Origin of the sequence: Pseudoalteromonas sp. T1lg23B, assembly GCF_002964665.1 — a bacterium.
Lineage (GTDB): Bacteria > Pseudomonadota > Gammaproteobacteria > Enterobacterales > Alteromonadaceae > Pseudoalteromonas.
Genome location: NZ_PQBZ01000030.1, coordinates 154,374 through 179,173, shown reverse-complemented (window position 1 = coordinate 179,173; position 24,800 = coordinate 154,374). Strand labels below are relative to the sequence as shown.

Annotated in this window: 22 protein-coding genes; 8 read left to right on the top strand and 14 right to left on the bottom strand. The window is 43.9% G+C overall.

What is annotated here, in order from left to right; genetic code table 11:
• Window positions 1-201: 201 nt before the first annotated feature.
• Window positions 202-1,581, bottom strand: a complete 1,380-nt coding sequence (ffh, locus tag C2M32_RS07455) for a signal recognition particle protein (RefSeq protein ID WP_105167823.1) — start codon at window positions 1,579-1,581, stop codon at window positions 202-204.
• Window positions 1,582-1,746: 165 nt separating this feature from the next.
• Between ffh and C2M32_RS07450 the strand changes: the two genes are divergently transcribed.
• From C2M32_RS07450 to C2M32_RS07425, 6 genes are all read left to right on the top strand, one after another.
• Window positions 1,747-2,553 carry a cytochrome C assembly family protein gene (locus C2M32_RS07450; RefSeq protein ID WP_105167822.1) on the top strand — a complete coding sequence of 269 codons (807 nt, stop codon included), beginning with the start codon at window positions 1,747-1,749 and terminating at the stop codon, window positions 2,551-2,553.
• 61 nt (window positions 2,554-2,614) lie between these two features.
• Window positions 2,615-3,898, top strand: a complete 1,284-nt coding sequence (locus tag C2M32_RS07445; protein WP_105167821.1) for an HlyC/CorC family transporter — start codon at window positions 2,615-2,617, stop codon at window positions 3,896-3,898.
• Between the two features lie 497 nt (window positions 3,899-4,395).
• Window positions 4,396-4,989, top strand: a complete 594-nt coding sequence (locus tag C2M32_RS07440) for a hypothetical protein (RefSeq protein WP_105167820.1) — start codon at window positions 4,396-4,398, stop codon at window positions 4,987-4,989.
• 229 nt (window positions 4,990-5,218) lie between these two features.
• Window positions 5,219-7,072 (top strand): choice-of-anchor I family protein, encoded by a 1,854-nt coding sequence (locus C2M32_RS07435; protein WP_105167819.1) that lies wholly within the window; start codon window positions 5,219-5,221, stop codon window positions 7,070-7,072.
• A gap of 150 nt (window positions 7,073-7,222) precedes the next feature.
• Entirely contained in the window at window positions 7,223-7,750 is a 528-nt protein-coding gene (locus tag C2M32_RS07430; RefSeq protein WP_105167818.1) for a hypothetical protein, read from the top strand.
• Window positions 7,747-10,635 carry a prolyl oligopeptidase family serine peptidase gene (locus C2M32_RS07425; protein ID WP_105167817.1) on the top strand — a complete coding sequence of 963 codons (2,889 nt, stop codon included), beginning with the start codon at window positions 7,747-7,749 and terminating at the stop codon, window positions 10,633-10,635. The genes C2M32_RS07430 and C2M32_RS07425 overlap by 4 nt, the downstream gene beginning before the upstream one ends.
• Before the next feature lie 107 nt (window positions 10,636-10,742).
• Here the strand turns inward: C2M32_RS07425 and C2M32_RS07420 are convergent, their stop codons facing one another.
• Window positions 10,743-11,162, bottom strand: coding sequence for a helix-turn-helix domain-containing protein (locus C2M32_RS07420; RefSeq protein WP_105167816.1), 420 nt, complete (start codon window positions 11,160-11,162; stop codon window positions 10,743-10,745).
• A gap of 420 nt (window positions 11,163-11,582) precedes the next feature.
• Here C2M32_RS07420 and C2M32_RS07415 point away from each other — a divergent pair, with 420 nt between their 5' ends.
• Window positions 11,583-14,528 carry a TonB-dependent receptor domain-containing protein gene (locus tag C2M32_RS07415; RefSeq protein ID WP_105167815.1) on the top strand — a complete coding sequence of 982 codons (2,946 nt, stop codon included), beginning with the start codon at window positions 11,583-11,585 and terminating at the stop codon, window positions 14,526-14,528.
• A 62-nt stretch (window positions 14,529-14,590) separates the two neighbouring features.
• Here the strand turns inward: C2M32_RS07415 and C2M32_RS07410 are convergent, their stop codons facing one another.
• The 7 genes from C2M32_RS07410 to C2M32_RS07380 all read right to left on the bottom strand — a co-directional run bounded on the left by C2M32_RS07410 (window position 14,591) and on the right by C2M32_RS07380 (window position 18,815).
• Window positions 14,591-14,896, bottom strand: a complete 306-nt coding sequence (locus C2M32_RS07410) for a DUF2834 domain-containing protein (RefSeq protein ID WP_105167814.1) — start codon at window positions 14,894-14,896, stop codon at window positions 14,591-14,593.
• A gap of 41 nt (window positions 14,897-14,937) precedes the next feature.
• Entirely contained in the window at window positions 14,938-15,324 is a 387-nt protein-coding gene (locus C2M32_RS07405) for a hypothetical protein (RefSeq protein WP_105167813.1), read from the bottom strand.
• 487 nt (window positions 15,325-15,811) lie between these two features.
• On the bottom strand, window positions 15,812-16,645 hold the full coding sequence (locus C2M32_RS07400) for a DUF6279 family lipoprotein (RefSeq protein WP_105167812.1): 834 nt from the start codon (window positions 16,643-16,645) through the stop codon (window positions 15,812-15,814).
• A gap of 157 nt (window positions 16,646-16,802) precedes the next feature.
• Window positions 16,803-17,588 (bottom strand): SDR family NAD(P)-dependent oxidoreductase, encoded by a 786-nt coding sequence (locus C2M32_RS07395; protein WP_105167811.1) that lies wholly within the window; start codon window positions 17,586-17,588, stop codon window positions 16,803-16,805.
• 101 nt (window positions 17,589-17,689) lie between these two features.
• Window positions 17,690-18,082, bottom strand: coding sequence for an ACT domain-containing protein (locus tag C2M32_RS07390; protein WP_105167810.1), 393 nt, complete (start codon window positions 18,080-18,082; stop codon window positions 17,690-17,692).
• Between the two features lie 20 nt (window positions 18,083-18,102).
• Complete coding sequence (locus C2M32_RS07385) at window positions 18,103-18,417, bottom strand: DMT family transporter (RefSeq protein WP_158678160.1); 315 nt, start codon at window positions 18,415-18,417, stop codon at window positions 18,103-18,105.
• Window positions 18,418-18,536: 119 nt separating this feature from the next.
• Window positions 18,537-18,815: a putative quinol monooxygenase gene (locus C2M32_RS07380; RefSeq protein ID WP_105167808.1), complete on the bottom strand. Its 279-nt coding sequence runs from the start codon at window positions 18,813-18,815 to the stop codon at window positions 18,537-18,539.
• A gap of 257 nt (window positions 18,816-19,072) precedes the next feature.
• Here C2M32_RS07380 and C2M32_RS07375 point away from each other — a divergent pair, with 257 nt between their 5' ends.
• Window positions 19,073-21,319, top strand: a complete 2,247-nt coding sequence (locus C2M32_RS07375) for a M14 family zinc carboxypeptidase (RefSeq protein ID WP_105167807.1) — start codon at window positions 19,073-19,075, stop codon at window positions 21,317-21,319.
• A gap of 113 nt (window positions 21,320-21,432) precedes the next feature.
• On the opposite strand, the gene C2M32_RS07370 is transcribed toward C2M32_RS07375, so the two are convergent.
• The 5 genes from C2M32_RS07370 to C2M32_RS07350 form a co-directional block, all read right to left on the bottom strand.
• Complete coding sequence (locus C2M32_RS07370; protein WP_105167806.1) at window positions 21,433-21,660, bottom strand: helix-turn-helix transcriptional regulator; 228 nt, start codon at window positions 21,658-21,660, stop codon at window positions 21,433-21,435.
• Between the two features lie 297 nt (window positions 21,661-21,957).
• Window positions 21,958-22,590 (bottom strand): SCO family protein, encoded by a 633-nt coding sequence (locus tag C2M32_RS07365; protein ID WP_105167805.1) that lies wholly within the window; start codon window positions 22,588-22,590, stop codon window positions 21,958-21,960.
• Complete coding sequence (locus C2M32_RS07360; RefSeq protein ID WP_105167804.1) at window positions 22,562-22,960, bottom strand: hypothetical protein; 399 nt, start codon at window positions 22,958-22,960, stop codon at window positions 22,562-22,564. The genes C2M32_RS07365 and C2M32_RS07360 overlap by 29 nt, the downstream gene beginning before the upstream one ends.
• Before the next feature lie 28 nt (window positions 22,961-22,988).
• The gene (locus C2M32_RS07355) at window positions 22,989-23,534 is read right to left on the bottom strand and encodes a hypothetical protein (RefSeq protein WP_105167803.1); all 546 of its coding nucleotides are present in this window, start codon (window positions 23,532-23,534) and stop codon (window positions 22,989-22,991) included.
• 42 nt (window positions 23,535-23,576) lie between these two features.
• Complete coding sequence (locus C2M32_RS07350; protein ID WP_105167802.1) at window positions 23,577-24,800, bottom strand: MFS transporter; 1,224 nt, start codon at window positions 24,798-24,800, stop codon at window positions 23,577-23,579.

The following is a 24,800-nucleotide window of genomic DNA, read 5'->3' as shown; positions in this document are numbered from 1 at the left end:
ATTATAAATCATGAACATAAATATCCAGCCTGATCTTTAGACAAACAATTTACGCAAAAATTAACGGGGCCTCTAGTTACGAATTTTAACGCTTTAAATTACACCAGTATAAAAAACAGCCAAGGATTTACTATAAACAAGCAATGCGAACAGGCACAAAAAACCCGAGCCTTGCTCGGGTTTTTACTAAACAATCTGTGATTAAAACTTCGGACCGCCACCGCCCATCATGCCCGGTGGTAACATGCCTTTCATGCCGCGCATCATTTTCATCATGCCGCCTTTGCCCTTCATTTTCTTCATCATTTTTTGCATTTGCATAAACTGTTTAAGCAACTTGTTGATGTCTTGAACTTGGGTGCCAGAACCTGCCGCGATACGTTTTTTACGAGACCCTTTGATAATATCAGGGCGTGCACGCTCTTTAGGCGTCATAGAGTTAATAATGGCTTCCATTTGAGTGAACGCTTTGTCACCCACCTGCCCTTTCACTGCATCAGGTAAGTTATTCATACCCGGCAGCTTTTCAAGCATAGACATCATACCGCCCATGTTTTTCATTTGGCGTAGCTGTTCAGCAAAGTCTTCTAATGTAAAACCGTCACCTTTAAAAACTTTTTCCGCTACTTTTGCGGCTTTGTCTTTATCGACCTTCATCTCAACTTCTTCGATAAGTGACAATACGTCACCCATACCAAGAATACGAGACGCTACACGGTCTGGGTGGAATGGCTCAAGCGCATCGGTACGCTCACCCACACCAATAAACTTAATGGGTTTACCGGTAATATGACGAATTGATAACGCTGCACCACCGCGCGCATCACCATCGGTTTTGGTTAAAATAACACCGGTAAGCGGTAGAGCTTCATCGAAGGCTTTAGCGGTGTTTGCGGCATCTTGACCGGTCATCGAGTCAACAACGAATAGTGTTTCAATCGGGTTGATGGCACTGTGAAGCGCTTTGATCTCATCCATCATGTCGTTGTCAACGTGTAAACGACCCGCGGTATCTACAAGTACAACATCAATAAACTTTTTCTTCGCATGACTAATCGCCCCGGTGGCAATATCCACTGGCTTTTGTGAGATATCACTGGGGAAAAACTCAACGTCAACTTCACTGGCAAGAGTTTCAAGCTGTTTAATCGCCGCTGGACGATATACGTCAGCACTGACCACCAACACTGATTTTTTCTTGCGCTCTTTTAAGAACTTAGCAAGTTTACCCACACTGGTAGTTTTACCCGCACCTTGTAAGCCTGCCATCATGACAACTGCAGGCGGCTGTGCAGCTAGGTTTAGCTCTTCGTTGGCCTCCCCCATGGCTTTTTCAAGTTCTTCACGAACAATCTTTATAAAAACCTGACCTGGGCTTAGGCTTTTTGTTACCTCAACACCAACAGCGCGCTCTTTTACTTGTTTAACAAACTCACGGACTACAGGTAAAGCGACATCGGCCTCAAGCAGCGCCATCCGTACTTCGCGCAGTGTTTCTTTAATGTTATCTTCGGTTAGACGGCCTCTGCCGCTGATGTTTTTAAGCGTTTTACCTAAACGTTCCTGGAGGTTTTCAAACATGTATTAGGTTCCAATAAATCGTAATTGCTCGACATTATACTGATATGGCCCCTACTAATACAGTGTTCAAGTGCAGACAAAGTTTCTTTTTGGAAACTCTATGCAAGCAGCAATGCTTAAAATACAATAGCTTTACAAAGGAAATTTATTATTAGGCACACTTTGATGTTGATTATTAGCTTGTCTTTATTCGCCAGTCTGTTCTACGTGCTTGCAACCGGCCATGTTTTATCAAGACTATTTCATAAAGAAGGGCCAAATCAAAAACTGACGATTGTTCTCAGTACGCTGGCGATTTTGGCGCATATGCTGCTATTGGTGAACTCAGTGTTTACCAGTGAAGGGCAAGACTTGAGCACGGTTAATGTCGCGTTGTTAACCTGCTGGGTTATCGTTGTCAGCGTCACGGCTGTGTCGTTAAAGCTTCCCGCCACCTTGTTGTTGCCTGTGGTGTATGGCTTTGCTGCATTATTACTGACAGCCAGTTTATTTATTCCTCATCATATTGTGATGCAAACCATTAATGTTGATTTGGGCTTGGTAATACATATCTCGTTGTCATTATTAGCTTATTGCGTACTTATTATCGCTACACTCTATGCTGTGCAATTCTTCTACATAGATAACCGCCTAAAACATAAAGACCTTGCAATCATGCACAGTCATTTGCCACCTCTGATGCAAGTTGAAAGGCAACTGTATCAACTATTAACCATTGGCACAGCGCTATTAACGTTGGCGTTGTTATCGGGTTTTGTGTTCCTCGATGGTATGTTTGCCAAAGAGTATATTCACAAAACGGTACTCTCTTTAGCGGCTTGGGTCGTCTTTACTGGCGTCACTTTAGGGCATCACCAATTTGGCTGGCGTGGTAAATCTGTTGTGGTTTCAATTATGCTTGCCTCAGGACTAGTAACACTGGCCTATTTTGGTAGCCGATTTATTCAAGAAGTCATCCTAGGCAAGTTTTAACTTGACTCTTTGGGCTGGCTAACGCTTAATACACGTTCGTAAGAAAGAAAGGGATCCACTGTTGGACGACATATCTACAAGCACCTTATTTATTATATTGGGCTTGCTTATCATGATCTCGGGCTATTTTTCTAGCTCTGAAACGGGGATCATGTCAATAAACCGCATTCGACTGCGTCACCTCGAAAAAGAAAACCACCGTGCAGCTAAACGCGTAAGCAAGTTGCTACGACGTCCCGACAGGCTTATCGGCCTGATCTTAATCGGTAACAACCTAGTAAATATCGCCGCGGCTCAAGTCGCAACGATTATCGGTTTACGTTTGTACGGAGATATGGGGATTGCAATTTCAACCTTTGTACTCACCCTAGTGGTACTGATCTTTGCTGAGGTAACACCTAAAACGCTCGCTGCGTTATATCCTGAAAAAGTCGCTTTCCCAAGCTCTATTATTCTAAAGGGCTTATTAAAAGTACTGTTCCCGCTGGTTATCACCGTAAACTGGATCACCAACGGCATGCTCAAATTATTCGGTATTTCTAATCAGCAAATCGAAGAACATAGCCTCAGCAAAGAAGAACTCAAAACTGTGGTAAATGAGTCCAGTGCGTTGCTACCGAGTAACCACCAAAACATGCTGACTTCCATTTTAGATTTAGAGCAAGTTACCGTTGAAGACATTATGATCCCACGCAATGAGATCAACGCAATAGACATCAACGATGATTGGAAAGACATCTCGAGACAATTGACCAATGCGCAACATACTCGTGTGTTGTTGTATCGCGACCAAATTGATGATGCCGTCGGTTTTATTCATGCCCGCGATGCATTGCGACTATTAACCAAAGAACAGTTTGATAAGCCGTCATTGCTCAGAGCAGTACGTGAAATTTACTATATTCCTGAAAATACCTCACTGAATACTCAGCTGTTAAAGTTTCAGCAAAGTAAAGAGCGTATTGGCTTAGTGGTAGATGAGTATGGCGATATTCAAGGGCTGGTAACACTGGAAGATATTCTCGAAGAAGTCGTCGGCGACTTTACCACCACACAAACCCCTGCTGCCAGTGACGAGGTGAACGTACAAAGCGATGGTTCGGTGCTGGTTGATGGCGCAGCCAACATCCGAGATATCAACAAAGAAATGAACTGGGAGTTACCGACCGAAGGTCCAAAAACACTCAGTGGCTTGATTGTTGAACATCTTGAAGATATTCCCGATGCCCCTATGAGCTTGGTTATTTCCGGCTATCCAATGGAAGTCGTTGAGCTAAAAGAAAATATGGTTAAGTTAGTAAAAGTTATGCCTGGTAAAAATACTAATAAGCAATACCATATCTAGCACGCAATTGAATCTTTAGCCGAGCTATCGCTCGGCTTTTTATTGCCTTGTTGCACGCTAAATAGTGCCAAGCTACCGTCATCAGTTAATAAAACTCACCTCCTTGATTAAAGGTTAAGCTAAGCGATAAACATCAGCCTGCTAAGTAAAGCCTCATTTAGACATGGCAGCGGTTGAACTCCCTATACATGTGTTCTGCGCTTGGCAAAGCTAGCCACAAGGTCACGCAGCTATAATGACTGACCTAACACCGTACACACCCAATGGTAAAAACACGCAAACTCCCTATTCATTGCTAGCTTAAACGAAAAAAATCTTTTCACTAAAAACAGAGTATAAAAATAACCTTTAAAATCAGTTGAATATAAAAGTAAATTTAATTGTTACCGTTTTTTTACAGTGTTTTTCTCGTAATTTTTACCACCTCAATAACAATGGCTATCAGCTCACAACAAGTGAGCGATGCACTTTATTAATTATTTATAAGGAAAATTACAGTGAAAAATAAAATCTTAACGTCTGCGCTATTACTGGGCACAGCACTATTTGGACAACAAGCGTTTGCAACTGATTACAAATATGCTCAGTGTAAAGACAATGAATATTCAGGTCATAATGCTCGTTGTCTATGGAATACAATAGATGGTAGAGATCCACTTCCGCCCAATACCGTTCGCTTCGATAAAGGCACGGAAAATGGCGCAAATGTTTACGTTTGTCGCGACCGTGGTAAATTAGTAGGTAAATACGTTAATGGCACCTGCTATGTACCATCGTATGGTCGAGAATACCCACAACCACAAAACGGTTTCGAAATTCTCGAGGTACACCCAAGTTACTTGCAATGGGAACAAGTAAACACCCGTGTTGACCTAGAAAGCAACATACTCCACCCGGGTAAATACTTAATAAAAAGTGGCAGAGACAGTGGCTACCCTATGTACGTGTGTGGCGTAAAAGACGCGCACGGTAACTACATGACAGGCAAACTAGTGAATGGTCACTGCTGGTACGCGGCAGGTGGTCGCGAGTACAATTACTCTCTGGCTTCTGGCCATGTATATGTATTGTGGTACACGGGTCCTATGTAACAAGCCAACATCAGTGCGTAACCCCTTACTATGGGGTTACGCTTTATATCCATACTCTCTGTTAACACCACAGCCCTCCCTCTGTTTTCACATCGCCACCGACAAAGGCTCTTCAAATAACCACTATTGCGATATGAGCAATTAAATTGAAAGAATACAGTCACATCAAAGTCATCAACTTATGTTTGACTGTTCCCTTTTTAACGTAATTAAAATTAAAGGGTCAAATATGTTGAAGCATTCATTAAAATCTTCCCTCATCGCCTTGTCTATCAGTGCTATTTTGTCTGGCTGCTCACTAGATGGAGACGATGGTAAAATTGGTGCGCAAGGGCCTGTTGGCGAACAAGGCGAGGCCGGTGATAAAGGGGAGCAAGGCGACAGTGGTCAGGATGGATTAGATGGACAAAATGGCTCTGACGGAAAAGACGCCAATCGTTTACTTGATATTCAATTAGTTGGTCGCGCGGTTCTCAATTCACAAAGCCCTGAGGGGGCTGCTGAGATTGTTGCATACCAAGCTTCAAAAAAGTGGATCTATGCAATCAACAGTTCAGGCGAAAACGCGGTAGTAGAAGTGTTACCTGCAACGGCTTTTGATAGCGTTGCGCTGGCTAAAAATAGTGAAAGCGTGATCACCGCCACAAATTTAAACAGCGTCATGACCTTAGAGTTAAACCAGCATACACCCGGTGATGCCAATAGCATTGCCATCGACAATAATAATCAATTACTGGCCGTCGCGATGGCCTCAAAAACCACTGGTGAAGCAGGTCATATCGCATTTTATGATGTCTCTGGTGATGCCCCAGTATTTTTGAAAAATGTCACGGCTGGCGCCCTACCCGATATGGTCACTTTCAATCATGACGGTACGAAAGTTGTCGTTGCCAATGAGGGTGAACCCGCTGGCGATTACAGTGTTGACCCCGAAGGGACTATTAGTATTATCGATATTACCAATGGGGTAATTGCAAGCACTGCAACACACATTGACTTTAAAGCTTTCAACGATAAACAAGCTGAACTTGAAGCGCAAGGCATGGTATTTGCCAACCCAACTGGGCGCACCATTAATGGCAAACTCATCAATACAACCGTCGCGATGGATTTGGAGCCTGAGTATGTCACCATCACCAAAGACAACCGCTATGCTTACGTGTCAATCCAAGAAAACAATGGTATGGCGGTGGTTGATTTAAGCGACAATAGCGTTAAGTTATTAGGTCTTGGCTTTAAGGATTGGTCGAACCTAACCATGGATGCGTCTGATAAAGACGGTAAAATTCACTTTCGCTCATATCCAGGTTTGTACGGCATGTACCAACCTGACACCCTCACCAGCTTTATGTGGAAAGGTGCCAACTTTATCGTCAGCGCAAATGAAGGCGATGGTCGCGAGTACTTCTTTGACACAAGCGACGAAGCAGACTGCTTAACCAAAGGTGGATTAGATTATGACGAGGACGACGGCTGCCTTGCTTATGTGGATGAAAGCCGAGCGAAGAAGCTCACCTTAGCCAGCAATTTTTCGTATTTGAACAACGACAATGATGACATTGGTCGCTTAAAAGTAACCACGGTCAAAGGTGATGCTGATAATGACGGTCAGTACGAGCAACTTTATACCTATGGTGCGCGCTCATTTACCATTTGGGATAGCAATGGTTTAGTTGTGTTTGATTCCGGCGATCAAATTGAACGTATAACTGCCGCTATCCACGGCGATGCATTCAACAACGATGAAGATGTTAATGAAGGCGATACCCGCTCAGACGCCAAGGGCCCAGAACCTGAAGCTCTGGCGCTTGGTAATATCGGTGAGCGCCTGTTTGCATTTGTGGGTTTAGAGCGCATGGGTGGTGTCATGGTTTATGATATCACCAACCCATATGACGTAAAATTTGCAGACTATTTTTACAACCGAGGGCTGGTAGAAGACGCTGAGATTTCGGGGGATTTGGCACCCGAAGGGATGACATTCGTCAGTGCTGAGCAAAGCGCCACTGGCAAGCCGCTATTGATCATCGGCAACGAAATCTCTGGTTCTATTGCAGTGTGGCAGATAGCACTTTCACAATAGTTTAACAGCCCTCCATTATTGCTCAGTGTATACATACAACAGTAAAGCCACGTATGTGAGCACTGAGCATGTGAAAAACTCGAACATTGAGTTCAATATATAGTCAGTGTAGAATCCCGCCTTTGTTAAAATTTTAGGGAATTTACAGGTATGCATTTACCTGCATTGCTGCTGGTACTCGCAGCGTTGTTGTTAACCTCATGCGCCACAACGGTGACATCAATTAAAACAGATCAAAACCAACAACTAAGCCAAGATAAAGGTTATGTGTTGCTGGGGATCCAAACCGATTTATCCTTAAAAGCGATAAAAATAACAGGACCACAGGATATCTTCCTTAGCTACAAGGATTTAAGGGCTGGAACAGGCTACTTTCTACTGGATCTGCCTGCGGGCCTTTACACCATTGAGCGTATCGACATTTCCAACTATTGGTATACCAGTTTGTTAGAAGATTCAAAGTACTGGCAGTTTGAAATACACCCAGACAACATTAATTACGTGGGACATTTAGAGTTTGCTCTAGGAGCGGAGCTGGTCAATCGCTCTTCGGAAGCTGTGGAATTTTTAGAAGATGAGTTCCCCAACCTGCTCGACAAACAGAGCCTTCACTACAGTGGCCCCGGCGAAGATGGCTTTTTCAAACTTTTAGAACAGATGGACAGAGGTGTGCAATGAAGCAATTATACGCAGCAACACTAATGCTATGCGCGTTTTGGATGTCAGCGCTGAGTGCACAGCCTATCAATGCTGAACACTTATATACTAATCCAAATATGTCGATGGTACAGCTATCTCCAACTGGTGAATATGTATTAGTGTTTGAACAACAAGACGACAGTAACACACTGAACCTCTTGAGTACGCAAAATCTACAATTCACATCCAGCGTCTCAATAGGCAAAGACAACAGTATATTGGGCTACCAATGGCTTACTGACGAGCACATTTTATTCCGTATGAGCCACGCTTCCGAGAGCATTAACCTGCTTGGTACCATTGAAAACGGCATACTAAAGGGCCGAATATTAAGTCTGCTAGGGTATTTAGTCCACGCACTTCCCTCTGACCCCAATAAGGTAATGTTCGCCAAGCGCAGTAAAAGCAACACAAAGCACAAAGTGTACATTGTGGATATCAAAGATTTGCTTGTTGGTGATTTCGATGATGCCTACCTTATTGAAGATACAGGTAAAGAGTTCGAATACTACTATTATGATGATGCCTCACAGCGCCTGATAGCCACACAGTATGATAAAGAAGAAAAAACCTTTACTGCAAAATACATTGAAGTAATGGGTGATGAATGGCATACCGCTTTTACATTAAAAGACGCGCGCTACTCTTTTGAGGCGTATGGTTTTATTGACGACACAACCCTGATGGTACTGACCAATAAAGATACCGACAAAGTGGTGTTACGAGAATTTGACATTCCCTCACAAACGCTTGGAAAAATCATCTACCAACACCCAAAATACGATATATTTTCAGCAGATATTCGCAACAAGGAAGTGATATCTGCCTCTTATCGTGAGTACGGTTTGACTCAAAAAGTATTCTTTTCTCCACATCAGGCTGATTTTCAAAAACGTTTAAAGGCCACTTTTAACGGTCTCGACAGTCATATTATTGGCCAAAGCGAAGATCAAAAGATTAGTTTGCTTTATGTCAATGGGTCAAACGAACCTGGGATGTACTTCATATATGATGCGCAGCAAGACAAAGCACACAAAATTCTCACCTCTTATCATGAGCTGAGCAAGTATACTTTTCGCTCATCTAAGGCCATGACAATTACCGCGAAAGATGGAACACAGTTAGAGGCATTTTTAACTTTACCAACGGATATTGACCACTCGACTTTATTGGTTATGCCACATGGTGGCCCCATCGGCATTCAAGAAACCGATACCTTCAACAAAGGCGTTCAATACTTAACTAGTCGAGGGTTTGCGGTATTGAGAGTCAATTTCCGCGGTTCTGCGGGCTTTGGTAAAGCCTTTTCGGAACAAGGGGTGGGAGAATTCGGCAAAAGAATTGAAGAAGATATTTCAGCGGCTGTATCTGCGGTTACTAAGCAGCACACATTCAAGCACATGTGTAGTATCGGTGCGAGCTACGGCGGTTACTCATCAGTGATGTTGGCGATAAAAAACCCAGAGCTGTATGACTGCGTCATTGCCTCCTTTGGTATCTATGACTTGCAATTACTGTTTAACGCTAGCAACTACCGTTCTGACGAAGAGTATCGCAAATTTATTGCCAGAACCGTCGGTGAGTTTGATAACAGCATGTTTGATGTGTCCCCGGTTTACCTCAGTAACCAATTAAAAGCCCCTATTCTGCTAATTGCGGGTGTCAAAGATGATGTTGCTGATTTTGAACATACCAATCGACTTAAATATTTACTGCAGAAAAACAACCACCCCGTTGAAACCATGTTTTACCCTAACTCAGCTCACGGCCACTATTCTTGGCGCTGGGAAAGACATGAGATGGCCGTCACCTACGACTACCTGATGAGAACACTGGGCATTAAGGAACCTGATATGGCACGTTTAGACTCTCTATCTAAAGAGTCTCTTGCCCGAGACTATGCCGAGATTGGAGATGACTATTCATTTGGCAACAATCAGGAAAAAAATGCTGCCAAAGCGTATGAATACTATCTAAAAGCGGCATCCTATGGACACCCAAGAGCCACATTCAACATTGGTGCTCGCTATTATCGTGGTGAGCTAGTTGAAGAAGACTACAACAAAGCCATTGAGTATTACAAAAAAGCCGCCGAGTTGGGTTACGGGCAAGCACATATGCGCCTAGCGAGGATGTATATGCACGGTGAAGTATTACCCGTAGATTGGCAGCAAGCATACAGCCACCTAGAGCAGGCAATGAAGCTCGATAGTCCCCATGTAAAAATTCGAATGGCAGAGTTTTACTGTAGCGCACCTGCTGAACTTAAAGACATTGATAAATGCATAGAGCTGATGGATATCAAACCGTATGAACAGATCTCCAGACGCGCTACCCAAAATGCTCTGAACTGGATTAATAGCGTACTTGCTTGGGTGTTTATCAATGCGGAACTCACTGATGCTCAGCTAGAGAAAGTACAGAATTTTGCGCTTGAAACCTTCAAGCTCGATCATTTACTTGCATCAGTAGAAGATATGCAGGCTGGGCAATTCACGTTGCAAAAAGCCCAATTGTATTCTGAACAAGATCAATATCAGCTTGCCAGCAGTGATGGTGTGTTAAGGGCAAATGACCTTGAGAATGATAGATATGGTGTGATGTTTGATGCTGATATCAGCGGTATAGACAGAAATAAACACCGTGTTGCATTGGTTGCTCATTGGAAAGAAATAGACGAACACGATAACAGCTACGATGTGGATACACATTTAATGTTTGGTTCGCCAAAAGCGCAGTGGTTTTCACTTAATTCATTCGAAGATGTTAAAAAACCAAAGACACTGATATTTGAACTATATGACTTAAATCAACAGTTACTGTTTAAGCATGAGTATCGCGTTGCCCCCAGCACCGAACAGTAAACCGTGGTAACCTGCCCTAAAAGCGTCTCACCACACGCTTTTAGGGCATCCCCCCTGCACCTAGCAAATAGCCTGCTGCGAGTTCTCCATAAACAGACCTGACAACATTACGCCAAAACTTCTCTTTGCATAATCACTAGTAACTTATTGTCTGGCACTGCATAGGTACCCAATATTTTGTCTGGCGAGATCACCTGAGCCAACTTCCAACCTGCCTGCCCATGCTTGTTTAATACCGCGTTAAGCTCAGACGCTAAGGGCTTATTAAAATCCAATGCAATACGGGCATCAAACTCTATTTCCACCACCTTAAATTCATATTGAATTGGCTCTTCATTCTCACTGAGCGAGTGCACCTCAACATCAAACGCAGCGGCCAGTGCTTTACAGGACCGCATTGACGCAGCGCCCTCATTTTCAATACGTTGTATTGTTCTTAGGTTTAATCCTGTATGTTGTGCAAGTTGCTCCTGAGACCAAGACTTACTACGTCGTAACTGGATGACCTGCTTTGTATTTATTTTCATAACTTCTACAACTCGTACTTTGCGCCTGCTGTCTACAATTCGATACAGCAGAGCACAAAAATTTAGCCGACATTTTTACGACACTTTTACTTAGCGACGATATAACGGGTTAGGTGAAAACAGCGCAGAAAAGACTAATTATTCACAATGAACGAATAAACACCCACAAAACCCGCGCCACATCTAGCATACTAAAAGTGTATAACTGACAATAATCGTCACACAAAATAACGAAAAGTTAGCACATACTCACTTAGAGTAAATACTTAAAACATTCAACCCGATTTATGGAACGCAATAGTAAATTATTCGTAAACATTAATCCACATGAATGAATATTGTATTCATTCCAATCTGTGTTCCCATATATAAAACTGTAATAAGGTAGCGCCAGTGACAACAACTAAAGAGTAAAAAAACGTGCAAAAAATCAATAAAATCACTCTCAGCCTTTTAGGGGTATGCTCTTTTTTATCAACCACTTGCGCGCAAGCAAATGCAGATGAAAATAGCGAAGAAAAAGTCGAACGCATCTCCGTAACCGGCAGTCGTTTGTTGAGTATTGAGGCAACCTCACCGTCTCCTGTGACCGTGATCTCAGAAGACATTATTGCAGCCAGTGGTGCTACCGATATTGCAGAATTGCTAAACAAGCTCCCTTCAATGGCACCTGGTTTGAGTTCTGGCACCAGCAACTACAACGGCAGCGCGGGTGTAAGTACCCAAGATTTACGTGGTCAAGGCGCCAAACGAACACTGACATTAGTCAATGGCCGTCGCCATGTTGGCTCGATCCCTGGTGAAAGTACGGTTGATATCAGCTCTATTCCAACTGGGCTTATCAAGCGTATTGAAGTGCTCACGGGCGGTGCGTCATCAGTATATGGTGCCGATGCGGTGGCAGGCGTTATTAACATCATCACCAAAACAGATTATGTTGGCTCTAAGTTAAATGTATCAGCGGGTATATCTTCTCGCTCTGATGGTGAAAAACACGGCTTCAACTTCCTTCATGGCTTAAACTTCAACGATAACAAAGGTAATGCCACTTTTTACTTCTCATATGACAAGGAAGCAGAAATTGACGCCAAAGACCGCCCCTATACCAACGCAAACTGGCAATACTTGCCTAACCCAGAACATGTTGCTTTAAAACTAAAGCTACTAGCTGAAGGTAAGAGCTCAGAAGAAGTCGCTGAAATTACCAAACATGATGACATTCCAAATAACATCATGGCTCGACGTTATTCTATCTCCGCGAGCCCAACCACAGTGGTATTTATTGGTGGCGTGGCATATACCTTTAATGCAGATGGCTCTATGCGCCCAGTTAAACTGGGTAAAAGTGGTGAGTTATACCGACCTGAAAATGGCTTAACAGGCATACAAACCGATGAAGGTGGTGAGCAGCTCGGTGCCTACGAGTACCAGCGTTTACGGGTGCCTGTTGAAAAAGCGATGTTTAATAACACCATTAACTATGAGTTTGATTCTGGCCACCGCCTTTCGCTTGATACTAAGTATGTCAAAACTGAGTCAGAGTCTCGCATGTTTCCACACTCATTGTATGGTAGCGTACCGCTTACCAGAGATAACGCCTTCATTCGCTCAGATCTTGGCGCATTAATGGATGAGAACGAAATGTACTACTTGCCTATCGCCCGTCACTTTACTGAGATGGGTCAACAAGGCAGCGATTACAGCCGTGACCTGTTTCAAGTTGTAGCGGCCGTTCAAGGTGAATTCTCAAACCACTGGCAGTGGGAGTTTTACGCTCAATACGGTAGGGCCACCGCAGATAACACAACTGTCAACAGCTATTATGAAGATCGCTGGCAGGCAAGTTTAGACTCGGTAAGAGACGAAAATGGCAATGCGGTTTGTCGTGCGACGATTGATAGTTCAGCAGCGCCAATTGCAGGCAATGATTATAGTAACTGTGTACCGCACGATGTGTTCACGCCCATGTCGGATGAAGTACTCAGCTACATTGACCTTGAGCACACCTCTTCACAATCACAAACACAAAAAGTGGTGCACTTTAACACCAGCGGCGACTTGTTCGAAGGCTGGGCTGGCCCAATCGCGGTATCACTGGGTGCCGAATATCGAAAAGAAAGTAGCGAAACTAACCCTTCTGAAGCGCTCCAGCAAGGTTACGGCGCAAGCTATTCTGTGGCACGCCCAGTAGTGGGTAGCTACGATGTAAAAGACGTTTTTGTCGAAGCTAACATTCCGTTGCTCAAAGATGTGTTCATGGCATCTAAACTTGATCTGAATTTGTCTGCCCGTTCAGCACATTATAGTGAAGCAGGTCAAAACACCAGTTGGAATGTCGGCGCAACATGGCAGCCGATTGATGATCTAACCGTGAGAGTATCCCGTTCTCGCTCGGCTCGAGCACCAAATATTAGTGAGCAGTTTACCTCTGAAGGTGAAGGATTTGCGTGGTTGTATCAGCCATGTAGTCAAAACCGCATTCAAACTGCTGAGCCACATGTGGTTGAAAACTGTAAAAAACTGGGCGTTAACGTCTTTAAAAATGAAGATGGTGTGACCACCAGTGATATCCGCTGGTATCAACCTGGAACACTGCTGACCTCTGGTAACAAAGAGCTAGATGTAGAAACCGCCAACACTTTGACTGCAGGTCTAGTGATCACTCCTGAGAGTATCAAAAACCTTGAGATAACATTCGATTATTGGGACATAAAACTTGATGGACTCATTAGTAGCTTTAACGTTTCCACGGTTGTTGATGCGTGTGTTGAACAAAGCTCACTGGATAATCAGTTTTGCGCGTTATTAACGCGTCAACCTGATGGCATAATCACTCATGTTACCTTGAAAACCCTCAACTTAAATCAACGTCGTACCAGTGGTTTAGATATTATCGCAAACTACAAGTTTGATGCGTTAGGGGGTGAATTTGGTGTAAACACCATAATACAAAAGCTAATTAGAAGAGATATTCAAACTGACCCGACATTAGAGTTGGAACCAACCGTTGGCTTGTTTGCTCACCCGCGTTGGAAAGGCACAATTAACTTAAGTTATGAAAATGATGACTTCCGTATTGGTGCCTCTACTCGCTATGTTGGCGAACAGCGCAGCAGAGATACCTACACAGCATCAATCGTTACACCGCATGAAACACCGACTATGATGTACACCGATTTAACGGCGTCTTATAACATCAATGAGCAGTTACGTATTAACGTAGGCGCCAATAATGTTTTTGATAAAGGAACTCCACAAATGCCAGAAGCCGATATCGGTGGTGCTAGCTACTACACGGGCACCAGTGGCGGGCTATTTGATACATTCGGTAGAACCTACTTTGCCAGTGTTAACTGGGAGTTTTAACGACATTAATTAATCAAGTTGAAGCACAGGGAGACTTCCCCCCCTCTCTGTGCTTATTTTGCTCAACGGCTTCGTTCTTTTAAATACAAATACAAGGGTAAGCCAAACGACACGCCCACACACAGTGTTCCTACTACTGCATACCAACGCCCGACTACCTGATGTTTGTTACCATCAACAACAATAAAAACCACCAGCGCCAGCGCCGCGACAATAACGTCCAACCAAGCAAATAGGCTCACAGGATGGCTGATAGCACCTTGATAGAACACCATCACATCAAGCCCATGCTCAGCTAACCACGGCAACAACACCATCAAAGGAACACTTGCCCCCATCATAGTCAGAACCAGATAGAGATACTTCATATTCAGTGACTTCCTGAGTACTTTTTGGCAGCTAAATCGGCTTATTTAACGAAATAGTTGTTAAAAATATAGCGCCATGGTAACACCAGCGGCGTCAAAATTACGCCAATAAAACAAGCAAATGCCACACCTGTGGCGTATTCATCTAAGCCCATGTTCAAGTGCATGGGTAACGCGAACATGGCCAGCCAAATTACTTTCCATAACAATTCAAACATCAAAATGGGCAGCATCTGCAAAGGAAAAAACACCCCGACCAGTGACAAAATCATAAACCCCATCAACATCGCATTGATCACCGTATATGAATCCGCCGATATGCCCATTTCAGAAATGGCTTCAGGGGTATTTGACAGCCCTAGACCTATAACAATAAAAACATACATCGCTCTTAGAAAATTGAGCCGAATCTTTCCCACCTCTTCCATCTTTCACTCCTTGGTGTCGTTTTAAGTTCTTTAATATTCCCAACAGACAGGAAACAGCGCTCTTGTAGACATTTCCGACTGTCTGGTTTGCCTTTCATGCTACTCAAATATTAACAGCAAAACCCTCGTTTTCATCTCGCCAACTCAAGTCTTTGTAATCATTATTCTCACACTACTTTAACCGATTGATATTGCTTTATTTTCAGTATTAACCTCTGAGTTCAATTACCAAAAAAGCCTTATGCTGTATTCTAACGTGCAAGTTATGAAGTTTTAGTTAAAGGTGAGCCATATTTGCAAAGGACACAGCGATACCTTGCCCAAAGGGCAAACAACCTCACTTTATAAACGCCTTACAAGCGGTCAGTTCAGACTCGAACTGCCCGCGACTGCAAACAAAAAAGCCCACAGAAGTGAGCTACTGTGGGCTTTTTATAATCACGGTGTTGTTATCTACATATTTTTTATCTAAATAGTCAGGCTAATTTTACTCTTGTAAAGAAGCGAGATCTTCCGCTAGCTCATCGAGTTCTCTCTGCAAATGAGCGCGCTGTTTGTCGGTTAAACTGTGGTAGATTTTAACCAGAAACTCACGGTCTAGTGCTTGATTATGGGCATTGTTGTTATTCAACTCATCGGATCTAAATTGTTCTGGATCGTTCAACAGAGCCAGTAAGGAAGTGGTGAAGTTTTCACCCCTATCTGGCTGGTCAAACAGTGTTTTCAGCTGTTGATGGTAAGCGGTACGATATTGATGCCAAAGCTCAGCTGTACTCAATTTCTTACCATAAAGCTCATCAATTAGCTGCTGTTGCTCATCAGTTAGCTTACCCAACCACTGTTTTAGGTTATCTTTATTGCCCTCAACCCAGCGTTTCTTACGCTGTTCAGCGGTTTGCTTTTCGCGTCTTTTGGCGTCTTTCTCCTCAGACTGAGTTAACTCTGTAAACAATTCATCCACTTGTTCCTTAGTGAGCATATGCGCCATTTGCGCCAAGTCTGGGGTGAGTTTGCTTCTTACTCGATGCCAGTGTGACAACATCTTCTGCTGATGTTCTTCGATTCGCTGCTCTGAAATTTTACCCGTTTGTATATCGGCTTTAATTTCATTGAGGTGCGCAACATATTTAGCCAACTCTTGGGTTTTATGCCACTGCAACCAATCTAATAAACGCTCGTCAAAACGATCTTCTTGCTCACTGTCTAAAGAAATATAATCATCTAAATACCAGTAGGTTAGCCAATCGGCATTTCTGTATACGAATTTGGTGGAACAACCTGCTAATATCACCAAGGTGAGCATCAATATTATTTTTTTCATTTTTTATCCCATTGATAACGCTTGTCCCCTAGTCTATACATGGTTGCGAAGAAAATAGATTAAAAAAGTGTCTGAAAGTATTTCAAAATATGTCAGATCACTGAGTCCATGTTGCCTATCTTAAGTCGGTCGCTCAAGTAGTCTCGCTACACATTAATTAATCACGTTTTTCCATCGCTGCACGCGACATTTTTAATAGCCACTTTCTGGGTAATAACGGTATCACCCAATTGATCATCAGCTTTATCACACGCTCGTTAAATGATACCAGCAAGCCTTTGCTCATGTCTCGATAACCAGTCGCCGCCACCGATTGCGCAGACTTGGCATATTTCCAAGTCGCCACACCTTGTAAGTCTCCTGTGATCACAAAGTCCGTGGCAACAGTACCTGGGCACAATGTGGTCACGCTAATATTATGTGCTTTAACTTCCTCGGCAATTGCCTGCGAGAACGATGTCACATACGCTTTTGTGGCAAAGTAAACTGCTTGCAACGGCCCCGGCACAAACGATGCGCTAGAAGACACATTCAAAATACGCCCATAATTAGCAGCAACCATATCTTGTAGATAGTAATGGGTTAAGTTGGTCAGCGTTACCATGTTAACCTGCATCATGGCTTGCTCTTTTGCAAGCGTCCGCTGATGAAATAAACCATGACCGCCAAACCCAGCATTATTGATTAAAATTTTGATCTTAATGCCCAGTTCTTCGGTTTGTGTGTAAATTTTCTGGGCGGCATCGGCTTCACTTAAGTCCGCGACAATGACCCAAACCTTAACTTGATGTGCAGCCTCTAACTCAGCCTTAAGCGCCTCAAGTTTTGCTTGGCTGCGGGCCACAATCACCAAGTCATTGCCACCAGAGGCATGAATACGTGCCAACTCCATACCAATACCACCAGAGGCCCCTGTGATAAGCGCTATATTCGCTTCTGTCATCGTCTATTCCCTTTTTAGTCAGATAGTAAGCTCATTTAAAGCAATCAAATCATGCCATCTAAAGCCCCTTGCGCCAACCTGTAATAGTTGTCACATAAATACTAGCATTGGCTCAGTGCGGCCATGGCCGCTTGCGCTTTGTGCACTTGCACAAAAATATGATCATGGTAGAAGCCCGCTATCACATTGGCACTGATCTGTTTTTCAGCTAATCGCGTCGCAAATGTGGCAGTAAGACCAACCGCATCTAAACTAGAGTGAACCATTAGCGTAATACTTTTGAACACCGAGTCATAACAATGTTGATGTTGGTCAGCAAGTGCTTTGGGAATGACTAACGTCATTCCCTCAGGCTCCATACACATAGCAATTGGATTTAACTTAGCTGCATCCCCGTATTTGCCTGTTGGCAAGGTAATAAATACAAACTCCCCATCCAGTAACGTCGGCTGCATTGATTTCAATAAGATGGCTAAATTCGTTTCACCCTTCATAGTTTTTTCCCTCGATATCATTAACTACTTGTTTTAAGACCAATAATGGCTATAAACAACAGCATCATGAAAATACCTTGTAAAAGAGACATCGTACTACCTAGAAATACATGGTTGATGACCATCAGGCTAGATACACCAACGCCAAGCCATACCATATAGGCAATTGCGACCGGAATAGCTTTGATAGATAGTGCAAATAAATACAGGCTAATAATCATTGAACCACACGCCAAGAACACAAACGGTGGTTTAGAGAAAGACGCTGATTTTTCCAAAAAGACAAGCCAGCCAGCTTCAAAAAAACCAGCTAGAACAAGATACAACCAAGACATAATACACCCCATCTATGGGGCCGTCCCCAAATGAGATAGAGCGGTGAGGTCGTCCTCACTTCATGGTTAACTGCGCTAAGGTTAAAACGCTGGGTGTGTGCTGTCAACACCACATTACATCAAAGCCCTTCAACGCCGTAGTGCCGCGAAACATTTTGTGTTTGCGCGGCCCACATTGATGCGCTAACTCGGTGTTGATGCTGTCTAAATGCCTCTGCATCAATAAATTCTTCATAGACGTCGAATCGCAGTGGATTGTCAGGATTTTGAGTTACCTCAAAAACAATACATCCCGGTTCAGCCCGTGTCAGCTCGATATGTTCATTCAATGCTTGGCGTACCTGACCAAGCTCTGGTTCTGGCACCAAGATATGCCCACGCAGTATGATTTTATTCATACAACCTCTGTTTTTAAGAATTATTTATGTGTACTCCCACAGCGATATCAATCGCCCGACAGCCCAGAATAAACCTGAGCTTGGAGCATATCTAACAACAATATTCCCAACAAGAAATTACAATTTAGGTAAAAAATCAGCTTGAAAAACAACCTGTTTCTAATTACGGTAGAATTAACTTCCCCTCGTATAAGGAATCAATTTACGCTGTAGAAATATTACCAAATAACAATAATTATCTGTAATAAGGAAATAACATGAAAGTAACTTCAGCAATTATGCTGTTTGCGTTATCTGCCACAACCAGTTATGCAACCACACAGTTAAGTTCACAACTACCCAAAGATTCAGCCAATACCATCAACCCGTTAAAAACTTATCGTATATTAGCCAATAGCGAACAGCACAGCTATCAATTGGCCCATCAATATCATGACGCCCTCATAGACAGACAAAACAGCTTTGTTACCCTACTGCTAGAACAAAGTGATGTCGATGAACTACGTAAAAGCGGATATTTTGTTTTGCCAGTAGAGGCCAAACAAGTACTTAAAAATCAACCCCACCTCAAGCAAGCGCTACAACGAGAGACGACCACCAAGACTGCGCGGTCAATCAAAAGCAGCAGTCTCAATGAGCTAACCGGGATCCCTGGTTTTCAGTGCTATTCAAGCGTGGAAGAAACCTATCAACAGGCCCAAGACATTGCGTCGCGTTATCCGCAATTGGCTTCTTGGCAACCAATTGGTTCATCATGGGAAAAAACTCAAGGTTTGGGCGGTTATGATCTCAACGTCCTAGTGCTTGGCAAAAAAAGTAAAAAACGTAAAAAGCCTAAGCCCATTGTATTTATGCAAAGTGCGATACATGCTAGAGAATATACAACCGCAGCGACAACCCTCGCGTTTGCTCAGTACTTAGTAGATAACTATCAAACTAACACTGATGTACAATGGATATTACAAGAGCGTGACATCCATATTCTCTTTGTTGCCAACCCAGATGGCCGAAAACTGGCTGAAACAGGCTTGTTATGGCGCAAAAACACCAATGATAACTATTGTGCAGATACACCGCAAAGACGCGGGGTCGACCTAAACCGCAACTTTAGCTACGAATGGTTTGCCATCGATAATGGCTCTAGTGGCGAGCAATGTGATTCAACTTACCGGGGGCCAGTCGCTGCATCAGAGCCCGAAGTTCAAGCTATTGAGCGTTACGTACGCAGCCTGTTTGAGGACCGTCGTGGTGACTTGCCAAGCGATGCTGCACCTTTGGATACGCAAGGCGTATTTTTGGATATTCACAGCGCTGGTGGTTTGATTTTATACCCCTATGATACAACCAATGAGGCCGCGCCTAATGAACCACAGTTAAAACAGTTGGCCCAGCGCTTTGCCGCATTTAATGGTTACCAAGCGATCCCCGGTGTGCAATTGTATCCCGCAGATGGCACTACATTGGGTCTTGGCTACTCTGAGTTGGGTGTCGCCAGCTTTGTGTTCGAGTTAGGTCGCACCTTCTTTGAAAGCTGTGAAAGCTATCAACAAGAAATACTACCCAACAACTTACAGGCATTGCTCTATGCTGCCAAAATTGCCGATGCTCCGTACATCACACCACAGGGCCCTGAAGTACTAGACTTGAGAGTCTCAGGCGCAGGCTCTGAGGCAGTACCTCAAGGAAGTGAACTGACCATTCAAGCACGCATCAGCGATGAGTTTTTACTCGCACCGAATGATACTCAAATTGAACCTGGCCAAGCCATTAAGAAAGTACGACTAAAAGTTGAACGCCACGGTAGAAAGTTTGGTAGAAAAATAAAGCTCAAACCGGTTGATGGGGTATTCGATACACCCGAAGAGTTCATTAACCACCCATTAAATACCCGCTTTTGGCCAAACGGTAGCTACACGCTTATTTTGCAAGCACAGGATAGCGATGGAAACTGGGGAGTCAAAGCCACGCAACAGCTCACTCTAGATAGTAGCGCAGCGGCTCCTGTTGCAGCACCTCAAGTGGACTTTGTCACAGAGTGCGAATATGGCGGCTGTAGATTAACGGCTATGCCTGAATCAACATCTGATGAGGAGCTGACCTATAAATGGTTCATTAATCACGCTACAGTACCCTTGCATGGGTCAAGTGTGGAGTTTGCAGGGCTAAAAGGTACACAGACAGTCAAGCTCGAGGTTGAGAACCGCTATGCTCAGCGTAACTCTACAGAAAAGTCCTTCGAAATGGATGGCCCAGTCTTACCCATCGTCGACGTGAGCTATGAATGTGAAAAACTGCGCTGCCGATTTGATGCTTCGAAAAGCTATGACCCTGATGGCTCGGTCGCGTTTTTCGGCTGGAGAATAAACGGTGAGTATTTAAGCGCTAGAGATGCCGTGCTTGAATATGAGTTTAGTCATGCCGGAGAGCACAAAGTAGAGGTAGTTGCGGTAGACAATGACTACTACTTTAGCTTGAAAGTACTTTACATTTCAGTGGCCGAATAGAAATTTGGGCCAAGGCATAGGCCTGGGTGGCCCTTTTTTCTCGCTCATAGCGCCAACTAACAATGAATGTTGGAAGGCGCTACGTTTTTTCAGGCAACTTGAAAATGAAGCTACTATGCTAATTCAACATCAAAAATCATCGCTATTTCATAAGCCTGTGTGATGCTCATCACCGTTCTACCACTTTCAAAATTGCTGATTGTAGCCTGATCAACGCCAATTAATTCACCTAGTTGTGCTTGTGTTAAACCATGAAGTTTACGTAAATGGCGATAGCGCAACCGCAACTCCGTCACATACCTGCAAGCGGCCTTGCGCCTATTAATGCCCTTATCTCTCATATCCGCCCTTATCACAGCCTGATCCCCACGCCTAACTCTTTAATGAAGGAATGAGAAAATTTAATCTATAGGTTGAAATAGCCATAACCTTCTACCTTTGCCTAATGCTACTTGCTAAGAGTTTCTGACCTTGTTCAAGAAGGCGACATCTGTGTTTGGGTTATGTCGTTTTCCCAATTTTGGCTTATCACTCTCAACAGGTTTCGTCATTTCGAACTTATCGCGTCATTCTGAACTTGTTTCAGAATCTCATCACCTGAAACGAGTGCCACGACTACCATTACCCCGTTACTGATGTCACTTATATGCTTGCATATACAGTCGTAGCTCTTGCGCGAGCACTTTGACATCAAAATCAGCTGCAAAACGCGCCACTAAACTGCCATCGGGCGCTATCACTGCAAACATCTCTCCATGTGACACGCTATAATCCTGCCCCTTGGATGAAACATGAAAACGGACCTTTAAACTGCTAGCAAACCGTTCAAGCTCTAACTTGTCTCCAGTTACACCAAGCAGTGACGCATCAAAATGTTTTACAAACTGTGCAAGGTGTTCAGTACTGTCCCGCTCAGGGTCAACTGAAACAAAAACAAAAGACACGGGCTGCGGTTGAGCACCTAAATTACGTAGTTGCTCGGCAAGCTCCGAGGCTTTCATCAAGCCCAGTGGACACACATCAACACAGTGTAAAAAGCCAAACCATACGATACTAAAACGGCCAAGTAACGACTGTCGGCTATATTCACCTGCTTGTGTTTGCAGACTAAAATTCACAATATGCTTAGGCTCGGCTAACCACTCAATACCACTTGAAGGTGTAACCTTAGGCGCAATAAAAGACAGCACAGTGCCAAGCAAAAGCGCAATGCTGATCACTCCCATAGCGAATGCGAAGCGCCTACTGACGCTGTAATGTATAACTGACATAAATTAGATACACACTTAACAGCGCAGGTAAAGTTACGCCTGCAAAATCAATTAGCAAAAATACAGGGCTACATAAACCGACCAAAACTTCCCAAATATGAAAAATTGCATGACCCAAAAGCCACGCAGCGGGGAACAACCAAAGCGCCAATCTCTGCTTCGGGTAAACACAGCCAAGAACAAAGGCAACACCAATGAGCAGATAATTGATGCCAACATCGCGCACCAAGTGCTGATTAAAAGGTCCTCTATCTGACACGCCAGGCACCAGCCAATACCAAGGCTCAGGCGCTAAAATCATAAATGTTCCGTTGATCATGGCGAGTAAGCCCAACAACATCGCAATTCTGATGCTTATCGTCTGTGACATACTTTCCTCCGCTGGCTAAACACGGTTGTTAAACACGGTTGTTATTAGGAGTCAGTGTCAAATCATTGAGTGTTATACGGCTACAGCTTTTGCCATAACCCAGCGTATATTTAAGGGTGGGATAAACCCGCATCGCGCTGATAGCCAACCCCAGTGAAACAAGCCCATTTTGCCCCCAAATCGTCTGTATTTTTTCTCTTAATTCATCAGCATGAGTGCTATGTGCTAACACGCTGTCAGTAAACTCAACAATCAAAGCAACCTCCGGCGGCAACAAATCCACCTCTTTAGCAATGATCGCTTGAATATGTTCAGCATCGACGCCCGCTTCCAGCGCCATATTGACAACCAGCTGCGTGCACGGCCCACAGTCGTCCCAAAGAATTGCCCTAAGCCTCGCTGCGTATATGACTTCTGGCGGCAAATTTCCAGAGTAGGAAGCCATAGTCTGAAAACCCATAAATCGCAAAAAAGCGGATAAATCGCTCCTTAGAATATCCTGCATGTAACCCACATCGTAATCGTAGCGCTGCGCCGTTGAGCGTAGGGTTTTGTTAAGTAGTGAGCGGATCATTTCCTTCTCCTTAAGTAGTGGTTGGTGTATCAGTTTTAAAACCTATCGCGCCGCATGTTTACGTGACGAGGGAGTTATTCTTTTGTAGTCGGATACTTGGTATCGATGTACTGGTTTAAGTAGCAACAAAAAGCTCAGCGCAAACAACAATGCACAGCCACACAACATGATCAAAAAGCGCTCATCACGCAGCAGTAACGAGCCCAGCATGGGTCCGGTTGCCAATGCACCATACGACAGCAAAGCAGCAATGCTCGCCAATGTCGTATGGGTGTCGTCTTGGGTAATGAGCGCAAGAAAGTATGAATGAACAGCAGGCCATGAGAAAAATAACAAAGACATTGCAATCACATAGGCGAAAAGATGCGCAGAGAAACACAACAAAACAGCGCTACAGAAGGATAACACCACGCCTGCAGCTAGCCAGCAAGAACGGCCAAATCGATGAACCCCGATGACAGGCAACATGGCCCCTGCTAATCCTAATAGCCCCGTTACAGCGATAGATATATTAACCGTTACTTCATCAAATCCCGCTGTATGACCTATTTGACCAACATAGGTCCAAATGGCGCTAGCAGCAATCAGATAAGCACTCATAGCAAGCAATAAAAGTAACGTATTTGCTCGTATACGCTTTTGTGGCGGTTGACCCTTTTGTCGCTCAGAGCCATTAGCGAACGGGACGCAGCCCTTAAAACTGGGTAATAACAAAGTACAGATCAAGCCAAGCGCACACAGCGCGGACATCACGTAAAACACCGCGAGTTCGCCTCCCCAAACTCGTAATGTGGGTAAGGCGTAAATAACCAATGACCCTATACCAAATTGCATCAACAACAATAGACCAAAGGCACGGTCGCCTTTGCGCAGCTTGGCTAACACCGTAAACGCAATGCCGACGCTCATGCCGCCTAATGCGCCCCCCACACATCGCCAAACCAGCATCAGTGAGTAGTCATTGAGCCACACCGTGCTAAAATCCAAACCACATAACATCGCCAAAGCACCAAATAGCAAGGTTCGCCATGGTAAACGCTCGCTCAACAATGCCGCCGCCATCAAGCCTAATAAAGCGCCATAGCCATTAAGGGCGACAACCTGCCCCGCTTGCGCTTCAGTTAATTCCATACCGTAAACCAACGCATCCACAACAGCGGGTAAAAAATTAAGATAGGCCAATCCCACCATGGCAACAAAAGCAACAAGTAGATAATCTAATGTGCCATGGGCCGACACTTCGCTGGGTCGAATAGGTTTAAACAT